The organism is Faecalibacterium sp. (genome assembly GCF_052358865.1).
Lineage (GTDB): Bacteria > Bacillota > Clostridia > Oscillospirales > Ruminococcaceae > Faecalibacterium > Faecalibacterium butyricigenerans.
This window is the reverse complement of record NZ_DAWCVJ010000072.1, coordinates 1-12,507: the sequence shown is the minus strand read 5'-3', so window position 1 is coordinate 12,507 and position 12,507 is coordinate 1. Positions and strand designations below refer to the sequence as shown.

The 12,507-nt window shown below is 56.1% G+C and carries 13 protein-coding genes; 3 read left to right on the top strand and 10 right to left on the bottom strand.

Going from position 1 to position 12,507, the window contains the following annotated elements; translation table 11 throughout:
• Positions 1 to 277 precede the first annotated feature (277 nt).
• From ACT8X9_RS10690 to ACT8X9_RS10660, 7 genes are all read right to left on the bottom strand, one after another.
• The gene (locus tag ACT8X9_RS10690) at positions 278 to 625 is read right to left on the bottom strand and encodes a hypothetical protein (protein WP_270565337.1); all 348 of its coding nucleotides are present in this window, start codon (positions 623 to 625) and stop codon (positions 278 to 280) included.
• Between the two features lie 49 nt (positions 626 to 674).
• The gene (locus ACT8X9_RS10685) at positions 675 to 1,001 is read right to left on the bottom strand and encodes a hypothetical protein (protein WP_270565340.1); all 327 of its coding nucleotides are present in this window, start codon (positions 999 to 1,001) and stop codon (positions 675 to 677) included.
• A 130-nt stretch (positions 1,002 to 1,131) separates the two neighbouring features.
• Positions 1,132 to 1,311: a hypothetical protein gene (locus tag ACT8X9_RS10680; RefSeq protein WP_444268968.1), complete on the bottom strand. Its 180-nt coding sequence runs from the start codon at positions 1,309 to 1,311 to the stop codon at positions 1,132 to 1,134.
• Positions 1,308 to 2,498, bottom strand: coding sequence for a replicative DNA helicase (locus ACT8X9_RS10675; RefSeq protein ID WP_444268967.1), 1,191 nt, complete (start codon positions 2,496 to 2,498; stop codon positions 1,308 to 1,310). The genes ACT8X9_RS10680 and ACT8X9_RS10675 overlap by 4 nt, the downstream gene beginning before the upstream one ends.
• Positions 2,495 to 3,265, bottom strand: a complete 771-nt coding sequence (locus ACT8X9_RS10670) for a DnaD domain-containing protein (protein WP_444268966.1) — start codon at positions 3,263 to 3,265, stop codon at positions 2,495 to 2,497. The genes ACT8X9_RS10675 and ACT8X9_RS10670 overlap by 4 nt, the downstream gene beginning before the upstream one ends.
• A gap of 4 nt (positions 3,266 to 3,269) precedes the next feature.
• Positions 3,270 to 3,500: a helix-turn-helix domain-containing protein gene (locus ACT8X9_RS10665; protein ID WP_371287599.1), complete on the bottom strand. Its 231-nt coding sequence runs from the start codon at positions 3,498 to 3,500 to the stop codon at positions 3,270 to 3,272.
• Between the two features lie 356 nt (positions 3,501 to 3,856).
• Positions 3,857 to 4,012, bottom strand: a complete 156-nt coding sequence (locus tag ACT8X9_RS10660) for a hypothetical protein (RefSeq protein WP_371287600.1) — start codon at positions 4,010 to 4,012, stop codon at positions 3,857 to 3,859.
• Positions 4,013 to 4,164: 152 nt separating this feature from the next.
• On the opposite strand from ACT8X9_RS10660, the gene ACT8X9_RS10655 reads away from it, so the two are divergent.
• The 3 genes from ACT8X9_RS10655 to ACT8X9_RS10645 all read left to right on the top strand — a co-directional run bounded on the left by ACT8X9_RS10655 (position 4,165) and on the right by ACT8X9_RS10645 (position 7,888).
• A complete protein-coding gene (locus ACT8X9_RS10655) occupies positions 4,165 to 5,034 on the top strand; it encodes a helix-turn-helix domain-containing protein (protein ID WP_444268965.1) in 870 nt (289 codons plus the stop codon).
• A complete protein-coding gene (locus ACT8X9_RS10650; protein ID WP_444268964.1) occupies positions 5,018 to 6,445 on the top strand; it encodes a site-specific integrase in 1,428 nt (475 codons plus the stop codon). Before ACT8X9_RS10655 ends, ACT8X9_RS10650 begins: the two co-directional genes overlap by 17 nt.
• A 504-nt stretch (positions 6,446 to 6,949) precedes the next feature.
• A complete protein-coding gene (locus ACT8X9_RS10645; protein ID WP_444268963.1) occupies positions 6,950 to 7,888 on the top strand; it encodes an AEC family transporter in 939 nt (312 codons plus the stop codon).
• On the opposite strand, the gene ACT8X9_RS10640 is transcribed toward ACT8X9_RS10645, so the two are convergent.
• From ACT8X9_RS10640 to ACT8X9_RS10630, 3 genes are all read right to left on the bottom strand, one after another.
• Positions 7,857 to 8,870 (bottom strand): PstS family phosphate ABC transporter substrate-binding protein, encoded by a 1,014-nt coding sequence (locus tag ACT8X9_RS10640; protein WP_444268962.1) that lies wholly within the window; start codon positions 8,868 to 8,870, stop codon positions 7,857 to 7,859. The genes ACT8X9_RS10645 and ACT8X9_RS10640 overlap by 32 nt on opposite strands.
• Positions 8,871 to 8,888: 18 nt before the next feature.
• Positions 8,889 to 10,496, bottom strand: coding sequence for a DUF5046 domain-containing protein (locus tag ACT8X9_RS10635; protein ID WP_444268961.1), 1,608 nt, complete (start codon positions 10,494 to 10,496; stop codon positions 8,889 to 8,891).
• A gap of 252 nt (positions 10,497 to 10,748) precedes the next feature.
• A complete protein-coding gene (locus ACT8X9_RS10630) occupies positions 10,749 to 12,131 on the bottom strand; it encodes an MATE family efflux transporter (RefSeq protein ID WP_444268960.1) in 1,383 nt (460 codons plus the stop codon).
• Positions 12,132 to 12,507: the final 376 nt, after the last annotated feature.

Sequence of the window (12,507 nt, the reverse complement as noted above, 5' to 3'; positions counted from 1 at the left end):
CTGAGGCTGCCGTCTTGGTTTTGGCTTGTGAAATGCCACGCTCAAATTCCGAGGTATCCATTCCAAGCTCAACCGAAAGAGTAAAAAGATTCAAAAGCAAGATCTCCTTTCTAAAATTTTATTTTGTAAATTTATCGAAATCAGACAACTTTACAGCTCTATTATACCATACTTCTGCCATTTCTCCAACGAAAAAGCACTATTCCGCCGGGCAAAAATCAACGATATTTCATGTGAAAAATGCCCCCTCCCGGCGGCGTGTCGAGAGGGGGCGAAGTTACGGATTATTTCGGGCAGCAATGCTGCTCTTGGGGTTTCGCGGATCGTCCAATGGTGCCCAGACCTTTGGCAATGTTTCCACGTCACGCGGATCCAGCGCCGCCAGCAGTCCGCCCGCCTTGCTGATTGCGGTGCAAACTGTCACATTGTAATCCTTCAACGCTGCTTCCACCTCTGCCTGATCTTCTGGCGGCAGTTTTGCAACGATGTGCCCAATACGCAGATCCAGAGCGACAACAGCATTGCGGGCAGTGCACATTTCGACCTCGATTCTGTGATAGACTTCCTCCACGTAGGCCGGTGTGCGGGGTTTGGATTTCATATGTTTCAGTAAGTTCAGTTTCACGGTAAGTACCTCATACATTGGGGACGCCTTTGCATCCGGTTCTAAAAATTCAGATTTTGCCCAGCGGTTCAAGCTGCGTCTGACCGTCACACTGCTTCAAAATAGCGTCAGCAGCGCGCACTTTTTCAGTGATCGCCCGCGCTCTGGCTGCTTCACGCTCCCGAAAACGCTTGATTTCTGCACGCCCCTTCTCGCCGTCAGACGGCCTAAAATAGCCGCCGGGCGGCTCCGAAGTGTACAGCACCATCAGACCTTGCGCCAGCTCCCGGGAAGCCTGTGCGCGGCGCTCTCGCGGTGTGATGCCAAGCAGGCGGTCAATCTCGCCGCCAGATAATGCGTGTTCTTCGCCTTGCGGCAGAATGTCAAAAATTTTCACAGTTTGCCCTCCATTCGGATTTCCGTTGTGATATAATGGAGGCGGGGAGACATTAAAATTGCAATGCGTCGACCCGCTCTTGCCGCCTTGTGTGTTCGCAGCACACAGGGCGGTTTTCCATTTTTACGGTTCATCGCTTTGTATCTCCACTTGGGCCGTATGGCAGCAGCATGTGGTAGATCAGCTGCAAAACACGTACCGGAATGCTTTGCCCGTGCTGCAGAATGGACAAAATGCCGGCAATGTATGTTTCGCCCTCCGCGGTGTAGTGGTACGGTTCCCGGCGGCGGGCACGATTGATATTTTTCATGATACACCCCCTGTGATTTCCAAAAAGCGCTGGCGCTCCTTGTCAAAAGTGATTGGAATTTTGCCGGTACGGCCCTCCTTGTTTTTTGCCAAAATCGCCAAATATTGCGAATCATCGTTTGATAGCAGCAGCACCGCGTCGGCGTCCTGTTCCAACTGGCCGCTTTCTTTCAAATCTGCGGTGGACGGTGCAGCGTGCGCCGCGTTGCGGTTCAGCTGCGCCAGCGCAACCACAAGGATGCCGGTGGTCTGTGCCAGTTCGTGCAGACCCATGCTGATACTCGTCACCGCTTGGTAACGGTCCTTCGCCCGGCCATCCGCCAACAGCTGCAAATAGTCCACAAAAACAATGTCCGCCCTCATTCGCTGGGCCTGCGCTTTAATCCACGCGGTGCCTTTGCCCGCCGCCGATTTGATAAACAATGGCCACTTGTGCAGCTCTGCCAGAAAATCCAGCTCGTCCACCGGCACGGTCTTGCGCTTCACATCGGCCAGAGACGCACCCAGACGGTTGGCGATCACACGTGTGGTTAAGGTTGCCGCGTCCGTCTCCAATGAAAAAAAGCAAGTTCGGTACCCGCTTTTCGCCATGTTACAGGCAAGTTGGAGTGCAAATGCCGTTTTGCCTGCGCTCGGTCTACCACCAACCACGAAAAAGTTTCCGAGTGACAGGCTGAGATTTCTGTCAAGAACAGAAAGGCCGGTGCGTATGTAGCGGGGCTGCTCGTCTAGATGACACACATAATCGTCCACCAACTGACCGATAGGCTGAAAATCTGACTCGCCGCGATCAAGAGTCAGTGCCTCGCCCATTTTTGAGTAGAGGTCTGGCAGATCAGAAAAGACAGTCAAGCTGCTTGCGATTTGTACCGCGATACCTTGAACCCGAGCAAGTGCCGCCTGCTCTTTGATGAGCTGCACCCAGTTTTCTACGTTTTCTCGCGTGATGCGAACACATTCGGCCTCACATTCAGACGCGCACGCCAGAACGATGTCTTTCAGATCTGGATACTTTGCACAGACTTGCACCGTGTCCAATGTGCCCCTTAATTCGCAAAAACCGGATAGCGCTGCAAAGACAGACTGCAGATCCGCCGGGAAGTCATCAATGTTTAGAGCTGACAACGATTCCAGGGCAAATTCTGGCCGAATCATCAGAGCGCCCAAAAACACCCTCGCAGTGTTCATTCCAACACCTCCCAGCGCTGTTCCTGCTGGCCTTTAGGCTTGTTCCGGGACTCCCGGCGGCCTTCCACGTCGCCCAACGTCCGCACACCGTCTGCCTGCCAGCCCTTCAGGATGCCGTCAACATAGCGCCACTTCCGCACACCGTTCTCGGCGGCTTCGTCAATGGCCTTGCAAATCAGCTCGGTTGAAAACGCTTCCCGGTAGCGTTGTAACTTGTCCAGCGCAGAGCGGGGAAACTCGCCTATCTCGGCCTGAAAATGCTGCACAATCTGGGCAAGGTCTGAATCTGTCCGGGCGGCTGTTGTGGCGGCTTTCTTACCACTTCTTTCTAAGTTATGCTCTGCTATGCTATGCTGGGTTGTCACTTGGTTGACGGCTGGTATACCATTGGTTGCCATCTGGTTGCCACTTGGTATACCAGCACAAGCCATAATATAACGCTTATTCGTTGTTTCTTTTAACTGTGCAAGTTCGTTTTGAAACGCAGTCGGTTTGTATCTGTCATTGCGTAAATTGTTGTTGGCTTTCCAATCGGTGATTACAAGCACTTTTGAAGGAAAAGAAATGACGTATCCGGCAGCTTCCAGAGGCTTCAAATCGCGGGCAGTACAGCCGATAGAACGGATGATCGCTCTTGGATTTGCCACAAAGCCGTCATCATCGCCCTGCATCCCCAAATGAAAATACAGGGCTTGAGACTTTAGCGGCAGTTCCAGAAAATTGTCTGTTTCGGTAACGGAACTGGAGAACATTCGTTTTACTGCCATTAACTCACCTCGCAACCCGGCGGATGGCCGGAGCGGTCTGGTTGCCGTCTACCGGATCACCCTGTTCAAAGTACCGGGCCAGACTGTCCAGATTCACCAGCCAGCGGTGCCCGGCGTTCACATAGCGGATTTTCCTCTGCTTGCACAGTCGCCTGATATAGGCCGGGGAAAGCCCGTAAATTTCGGCGGCTTTTGCCACCGTGCCCATGTTTGGGTATCGGATAGAATCACCCATTCTTCCACCTCCAAAGTTGCTTTTTGTGTCGTTTTGTTCGTCGTGGCTGCATAGTATCACGACTTGAAAAGAATTGCAATACCGCCAAATTTTAACCCAGAATCAAGGCAATGCAGCATTGTTGAAGATGAATCTTTTGCGTCAAAATCCATCTGTTGTCATCTGGTGATATCCAGTGTCTTGCTTTGCAATGGATTACCTTGTTTTGCAACAGATTTACAGGGGGACACCCGCCTGATTTATGGATTTTTGCTGCTGATTTTACATATCAAAAAGCCGTGATGAAATGTACTGCTCTTTTTGGTGAATTTTTCTCACCATGTTCCAGGGTAAAGATGGATTGTGCGGCAGGGGCCTTACTTAGACGGTTCTTTCTCTTGCTCGGCGTTCTGCTGCATTTGCTCGGCTTTGCGCTTCCAGTAACGCTGATTATATTCGCGAACTCGGTCTCGATTGGCTGCTCTCCATGCGTTGGCGTACGCTCTGCGTGCTTTTTTTGCGTTTTCATCCATGAAAAATGCTCCTCTCTACGAAAAATCAAGTAAATTTACTTTTTCTTATTGAATGTCTTGTTTACTTGTGTTATGCTTAGTATAAGCGAAAGAGAAAATAAAATCAACATATTTTCAGAAATGTTATATTTATTTACGGTTGAGGTATAGCAATGGCAAAAACAAAGAAATCATTTGACTATGGAGATCCATTTCCAAGCCGTTTCCGTAATCTAATCGAGAAAAAAGGGGCAACACTGGATGCGCTTGCAGCGGAGTTCAACACAACTCGCCAGACTGTGAGCAACTGGCAAAATGGTGTTACGGTTCCGGATGCTGTCAGTATTTGTGACATTGCACGATACTTCGGGGTTACGACCGATTATCTGTTGGGACTGACCGATGTGAAGACCATCGAAACGAATGTGCGTGCAGTAGCGGAGTATACAGGGCTGTCAGAAGATGCAATCAAAGCACTATCTGATCCGTACAATCCGCATCTTCAGTGTGAAATAAATGACATCGGAGGAACATTTTCTGCCCCACCTTCTGCGAAAGATATAGTATCTGACTTTATAAAAAGCAAAGAATTTTCGACATTTTCATTTGAAATGACAAAGTTCTTTTCACAATATTTAAGGTTTGCCGAGACCTATAAGGAAAAAAGAGAATGGATTCGCTTCGCTCCGAGAGATGAAGAATTCTATAAAAAATTTCTCGGAATGTGGGATAGTTATGTAGAAGATCTCGGAGCTCCAGATTTTTTTAGTGGCTACTTTTCTTCAGAACTAGCAGATAAAGATAAAAAAGATGTAGAAAAAAGAATAGATGAATTGTGTTCTGATAAAAAAGATTCTCAAGGCGATGTATTATGGGATAAAATGGCATGGAACGTTGCAAGTTCAGAGGCTAAAGAAGAAACGAATGGTTCAGATTTGAGCCGCTTTAGGATACAACAAGCCATTCAGAGTTATCTTGATGATGTAGAAGGCAGTATTATGAACCTTGTGCTAGGAGATGAATCAGATGGCGAAAATCATTGAGCGCACAAAGAAAGACGGTTCCTGCTCCTACTGCATCCGGGTCTCCAACGGCTATGATCGGCAGGGTCGTCAGGTTCTGGTAAACCGCACCTTCACTCCCCCGCCGGGCTTGACCGGAAAAAAGCTGGAAAAGGAATTGCAGCGTCAGGCGGATGCCTTTGAACAGGAAGTGCACAGCGGCATCTCTCTGGAAGCGTCCATGAAGCTTGATGACCTGATAGAACGCTGGTTCACTGAGTACGCCGAAAAGAAACTCAAACCCAAGACCGTGTACGACTATCGGCGACTTGTGCCGCGTATCTCTGCCGGGCTGGGGCAACTTAAGGTGTGCCAGGTCAAGCCCTCGCACCTGATGGCCTTTTATTCCAACCTCGAAGAGCAGGGTGTGCGGGAAGATAGCACCTATACCGCTGTTCCTGCCTTGCTGGATCAGCTGCCAAAGGGCAAACGCGGCCAGATCGCGGCGGCAGCGGGCGTTTCAGAGCGCACAATGGCGACACTGTACAGGGGCGGGAACGTCAGCCGGTCAACCGCCGAAAAGGTAGCCAGCGCCGCCGGGCTGCCCCTTTCCAGGGCGTTTATAGAACATAGCAAGGCAGGGGGCAGGCTCAACGGAAACACAGTGCAGCACTATCACCGGATGCTGTCCAGCGTGTTCACCAAAGCCGTGCAGTGGGGGCTTGTAGCAGAGAATCCGTGCAAGCGTGCAGAAGCCCCAAAAGCGCAGGAAGTGGACGTGCAGGCATTGGAAGAAAAAGACGTTGTGCGCCTGATGGAAGCCCTGCAGGACGCGCCCACACAGTACAGCGTTATCACACAGCTTGCTTTGCTCACAGGTGCCCGCCGGGGCGAGATATGTGCCCTGCGGTGGTCTGATATCGACATGGACGCGGGAACGATTTCAATAGAACGCACCTTGCAGCACATCCCGGGCAAAGGCACGGTGTTCAATCCCCCCAAGACAAGGCGCTCCCGGCGGTGCGTGAAAGTCGGGGCGGACTGTGTGCAGCTCCTGCAGGAATACCGCCAGCACCAAAAGGCAGAACGGTTCAAAATCGGCTCTGAGTGGGTGCGCCGGGTGGAGATCGAGGGAAAGCGCGTAGAAAACGACCTGCTTTTTACCAAGTGGAACGGCGCACCAATGGATCCAGACGATGTAACAACATGGTTCGGGCGGTTTCTGGCAGCTCATAACCTCCCGGCGGTACACTTCCACAGCCTGCGTCACACCAACGCCAGCTTGCTGATTGCCGCCCATGTGCCGGTTACAACGGTTTCAGGCCGTCTGGGTCACGCAAAGACTAGCACCACCACGGACATTTACGCCGGGTTCATCCGTTCGGCAGATGCAGCGGCAGCAGACGCGCTGACCGGTGTGTTTGACCGTATCCGGGAAAAGAGCCACGCATAACACGTCCAAAGATGCAATACAGCCCACAGGAAGCAAGGGAAACCCGGCTAGGCCTGTGGGCTGCTTTCTTTCTGTCTGCGGTTCTGAGTTGCTATCATGTCCACTGTGAACACCGCAAGGCACAATTGCCGGAAAGTGCCTTATTTTTGCCTTATTGACCGAAAAAGCACTGATACGAAGGTGAATGAGCAAGCATAAAAAGTACGGTGATTCTATATAAAACAGAACATTCAAAAACGATCAAACTCGTAATAAGACTATTTTGTAATCAGTGGGTTGCAGGTTCAACTCCTGTCACCAGCTCCAAAAAAGCCCTGCGATATACCGCCGAAAGGCGGCGTGTATCGCGGGGCTTTTGCTTTTTGCGGCGTGGCGGTATCCGACCATTCGGAAAAATCATGCTGCCGGAGGGCTTGCGGGCCTTGCACTTCCCGCACCATGCCGGTATAATAAATTCATCGAAAATTCATCAAAAGAGGACGTTCAAACGAGAGGGGAATATCTGTGCCCGAGTTTTCCACTATGCTGAGCCTGCAGGCACAGATGCTGCTGCTGTTGGCCATTGGCATCTTTCTGACGAAGAAGCAGATCATCACCGAGCAGGGCCGCGCCTGCCTGACCGACCTGCTGCTCTTTCTCATCCTGCCGGCAAACACCATCCAGTCGTTCCGCATCGAGTTCAATGCGGAGATCTTCCGCAGCACGCGGGACATCCTCATCCTGTCCATCGTGCTGCAGGTGTTTTATGGCGTGATCTGCGCGGTCTGCTACAATCGCTACGCCTCCGCGCGGAAGGCTGTGATGCAGTACGGCACGGTCTGCTCCAACGCGGGCTTTCTGGGAAGTCCGCTGACTGAGGGCCTGTTCGGCGGAGTGGGGCTGCTGCTGACATCCGTTTACCTCATCCCGCAGCGCATCGTGATGTGGTCGATGGGCGTGTCCTACTTCATGCAGGACGATGCAGCCGCCAGCCCCGGGAGAAGGACGCGCCACCGCGCCGTCCTCCGCAAGACCCTGACTCATCCCTGTATTCTGGCGGTGTTCGTGGGCATGGCCCTCATGCTGACCCAGTGCCAGCTGCCTGCCTTTCTCGGCAAAGCTCTCCAGTGCACCAGCAACTGCAACATGACCATGTCGATGCTCCTCATCGGGGCCATCATCGGCAGCTGCGACCTCCACCCGCTGCTGGACCGGGACGCCATCCTTTACTGTGTCATCCGGCTGTTCCTGATGCCGCTGGTGGTGCTGGTGGGCTGCCGCGCAGCCCATGTGGGAGAGCTGGCCACCGGGGTCGCTGTTGTTCTGGCGGGGATGCCGATGGGCGGCACTACCGCCATCCTTGCCGAGAAGTACGGTGCCGATTCTGCGTTCGCCAGCAAGTGTACGGCCCTCTCTACGGTGCTGTCGCTCATCACGACGCCGCTGTGGTGTCTGGTGGTGTAGCCGCTCCGCCGCAGGACACATACCCTGCCGTTTCGATGCATCGGCGGCCCTCGTCGGTGCTCAGCCAGTCGTAGACCTTCCGCTGGGGGCTGTCGGGGGCGGCATTCCCATGGATGACCGCATAAAACTCGTTGCACAGGGGGTAGCTCTCGCTGGCGATGGTGTCATTGCCGGGGGTCACACCATCCACGGCCAGCAGGCGGAGTCCGGGCTTCGAATACATCTGGTCGATGTAATAATAGACGGAGAAACCGATGGCGTTGGCAGAGTTGTTGTACTCGGCGATGCGGTCCACCAGCCCGCCCATGTCGGCGGGAGCCAGCTCGGTGGGGGCGGTCATCAACTGGCCATCGCCCTTGTCGATGAGCAGCTTTTTGAAAAGGGTCTGACTGCCCGAGTCCACCCCCCGCTGGAAGGCCACGATGGGGGCGTCTGCGCCGCCGACCTCCTTCCAGTTGGTGATGCGGCCCGCATAGATGTCCCGCAGCTGCTGCTGGGTCAGGCTTTGGACGGGGTTGGACTCGTTGACGATGAAGACCAGCGCGTCCCGGCCGATGGCTTTCTGTTCCAGCTTTGCGTCGGCCTCGGCCAGCTCTTCCTTGACGTACTCGGGGGCCTCATAGACGATGAGCAGCTGTGCGCCGTAGTCGTCGCTGGCGCTGCGGGACCAGAGGCCGAAGTTCTCCCACGCATAGGCTGTGGTGCTGACGGTGATGCCGGTCTGGGCTTCGAGCAGGTCCATGCCGGTGACGTCAGCCTTGAGCTGGGCCATCAGAGGGATGCAGGCCGTGGAGCCGTCGAGGCGGGGAAACTCCTCCACGGTCAGGAAAGGTTCAGGGGTGGTGTCCGGGTCGGGGACAGACGCCGCCGGAGAGTCGGCGGGGGAGTCTGCTGCGCCGGGGGTGCAGGCGGTGAGCACTGCCGCCCCGAGGCCGAGGCCCAGCACCTGCAGGAAGCTGCGGCGGGAAATCTTCTCTTTCATATCCAAAAACCTCCGTTGTCAATACAGATAGCCTCCGCCGAAGTCGTCATCGGGGGAGGAAAAGATGCTTTCGCGGTAGAGCCACTGGCCGGTGGAGTCCATCAGGCCGTAGTCGAAGCCCTGCCGCGCGATAAAGCAGTCGTCGGGCAGATCGTCCGGGCTGTAGCAGCTGCCGAGGCGGCGGAGAAGCAGATTGCCCTCCATGTCCAGCACATCGTAGAGGCTGCTGCCGTCACGGCTGTCCCGGCAGGCTGTGAGCAGAGGGCCGCTGGCGGTGCTGGTGAGGTAGGAAGCGTAGGTGTACTGCTCAGCCTCACCGGCGGACGACCAGAGCAGCCCCTCGCCGCCGTAGGTCTGGATGGCGATGGTGTTGTAGTTTTCGTCGTTGTACTGCAGCAGGGCGTAGCCGTCGGGCAGGGCCGTCACACTAACATGACAAGCCTCTTCAATGGGGGTCACTTCCACATCGGTCAGGAGTGCGCCGGTGGTGCCATCGTAGACCTTCAGGATGTTGTCCGCCGTCAGGACGGCGACATTGCCGGAGTGATAGTCCCTGTCGCACCGCTGGACAGCGGTCTTTTCGCCGCTGGCGAGGTCGATGAGGGTGTAGGGGTTATCCGGGTCATCGCTGCCGAGGAGGGTGACACAGCCGGGCGTGTGGTCCATCACGCACCAGTCGAAGCGGCCCAGCTCCACGGCCTCGTCGCTGTTCAGGTCGCAGAGGATGGAGTGGCTGTCCTGACGGCTCTGGAGGCAGGCGATGCCGACGCCGCAGGCAGAGGCGGAGCTGTCGTCCTCGCCGGTGAGCAGCTGGCCGGTGAGGATGTTGTAAAGCCCTTCCCGGGCGATGCCCCAGTCTGCGCCGCGAAACCAGCTCAAGGTCAGCCAGTCGGCGAAGCTGCCGCGATACGACGCAAGGCTCTGGGCCGTGCAGCCGTCCTCCCGCAGCAGCACATTGCCCTCCCGGTCGGTGACGAGGACGTATTGATGCAGGGGCTGGTCGGGGTCGTCGTAGGCGTAAGTAAGGCCCTCGGGCAGGTCGTAGCAGTTGAAGACGAGGCGCTGGCCGCCCTCGTCCACCACGAGACAGTCGAGCGCTGTTTCGGGTACGGGAAGCTGGGCGCCTGTGGCGAGGTCGTACACCCGAGTGCCGCCGGTGGTGCCGTTCTCGAAAGCCCAGACGTCGGCGTCGTCCCGCAGGATGAGCAGCCCGCCCGAGAGGGTGGCGTTCACCGCATAGGGGAAGGTCATGACGGCATTGCCGTCGGCGTCGTAGAGGGTGGAGGTGCGCTCCTCGGTGCCGGGGGTGGAGTGGGAGACCAGATAGTAGTCCGCCTCGCCGGTGAGGGTGTTCCGCACCAGCTGGACGCTGTCGGAGCGGCTGCCCTGATAGAGCACTTTCCCGCCCCGGAGGATGGTGCCGCCGCCGTTGCCGGCGTAGGAATAAATGAAATGGAGCGCGTCGTCGGTGAGCCACGATTCGCTGTAATACTGCGGTGCCTGCGATGCCGCCGTCCCCTCGGGCCGGGGCGACGCCGCGGGCAGCAGCGAACAGCTCGTCAGCAGCCCGCCTGCCAGCACAAGGCAGGCGGCGCGGCAGCGGAGTCGAAGCAGAGCGGTCTTCATAGAAACACCTCGCAGTTTCCCAGAATTTGACTTTCCTGTTTATAGTATATACGAAAGACCCGGCCATTTCATTGCAGAAAGTTGGCCGGGTCTGGTTACAGTTTGGTGACAATGGGGCAACTGCATTTACCCGCCGACGCGAGGGCGGTTCCCCCGCAAATGTCCGGGAGGTGGGACCCTGTTGCCGCAGGCAATAGGGCGGGACAGGTGTCCCGGGTTATTTGCGGGGGAATTGCCGGAGAAGGAGGCAATTCAAGCCTCGTCCCCTTTTTCTCCCAGCTCTTTCAGGAAGGGCAGGAGGAAGGGCGTCGAGATACAGAAGGTGAGGGCGTCGGCGATGGGCTGGCACAGCTCGATGCCGGGCAGGCCCCAGATGCGGGGCAGGGTAAGGATGAGGGGGATGAAGCAGATGCCCTGACGGCAGCAGGCGAGGAAGGTGGCCCGGCCCGATTTGCCGATGGACTGGAACATCATGTTGGTAACGATGATGACAGGCTGCAAGAACATGGCGATGCACTGATACCGCAGAGCGGGCAGGGCCACGGCGGTGACAGCGGGGTCATCGCGGAAGAGACGGATGAGAGGCTCGGCGTTGAACCAGCAGAGGATGTTCAGCACCGTGACGAAGCAGAAAGCCGTCGAGATGGTGAAGATGGCCGCCTGCCGCACCCGGGCGAAGCGGCGTGCGCCGTAGTTGAACGCCGCCACAGGCTGCAGGCCCTGCCCAACGCCGATGGCCACCGACAGCAGGAACTGGAAGATGCGGGACACGATGCTCATGCCTGCCACGGCGGCGTCGCCGTGGCTGCGGGCCGCGACGTTCAGCAGCATACTGCCGATGCTGTTCAGGCCCTGACGGCCAAAGCTGGGGGCACCGTTGAAGAAGATGAGGCCGAAGTCCCGGGCGCTGCGGGTGACTTTTGTGATGCGGAACTGGCTCACCGTCTTGCCCCGCAGGAACATAGACAGCAGGATGCAGAAGCCGATGCTCTGGCTCAGAGCGGTGGCAACACCTGCGCCGCCGGTGCCCATGCCGAAGCCGAAGATAAAGATGGGGTCCAGCAGGATGTTGAGCACGCCGCCGGTGACAAGGCCGATCATGGCGAAGCTGGCCTTGCCCTCGTAGCGCAGGATGTTGTTCATCACAAGGCTGGACATCATGAGGGGCGCAGCGATGAGGATGGGCCGCGCATAGGCGCAGGCGTGGGGCAGGATGGTGTCGGTGCTGCCCAGCAGCATCATGAAGCCGGGCAGGGTGGAAAGGCCGACCCCCGCCAGCACAATGCCGAAGACCAGTGCCGTGAAGAAGCTGGTGGAGGCGAACTTGGTGGCGGCGTGGGTGTCCTGATTGCCGAGGCTACGGCTGATGATTCCGCCTGCGCCATGGCCCAGCATGAAGCCGAGGGCCTGAATGATGGCCATGAGGCTGGACACGACGCCCACCGCGCCCGACGCGCTGGTGGACAGCTGGCCCACAAAGAAGGTGTCGGCCAGATTGTAGATGCTGGTGATGAGCATACTCAGGATGGTGGGGGCGGCGAGGCCGAGGATGAGCTTCGGCACAGGGGTCTTGGTCATCTTCTCGAACTGGAGCGCACTGCGCGCGGCCTCATCGGCTTGGGACGGGGAATGCATGGGCTGGATACCTCGCTTTCATAATTAAAATAAGTATAACGCAGATCCTGCAAAATGTCGAGGTCTGGGAGTTTGGGGCTGACGGCTCTAAAAAGTTAGGGCATTGAGCGCAAAAGCAGAAAAAAATGGAATGTCTTTTAGCACATTTGACAAAGAAAGGTCGAATTGCTTGTGGGAAATCACGTCAAGTGGTATAATTTGGTACATGAGAGAAAAACGCTGCGAGAAAAAACAGCGCTGAGAAGAGCTTTGAGGGAACAGCCCCTCAGAACACGGAGGGAAAATTTATGAAATCTGTGGCACAGACCGTTATCGAAGCAGACCGCTTCTACACCATCGCCGCCAAGACCGGCAGCGTCATTCAGGCTGTGGAGAA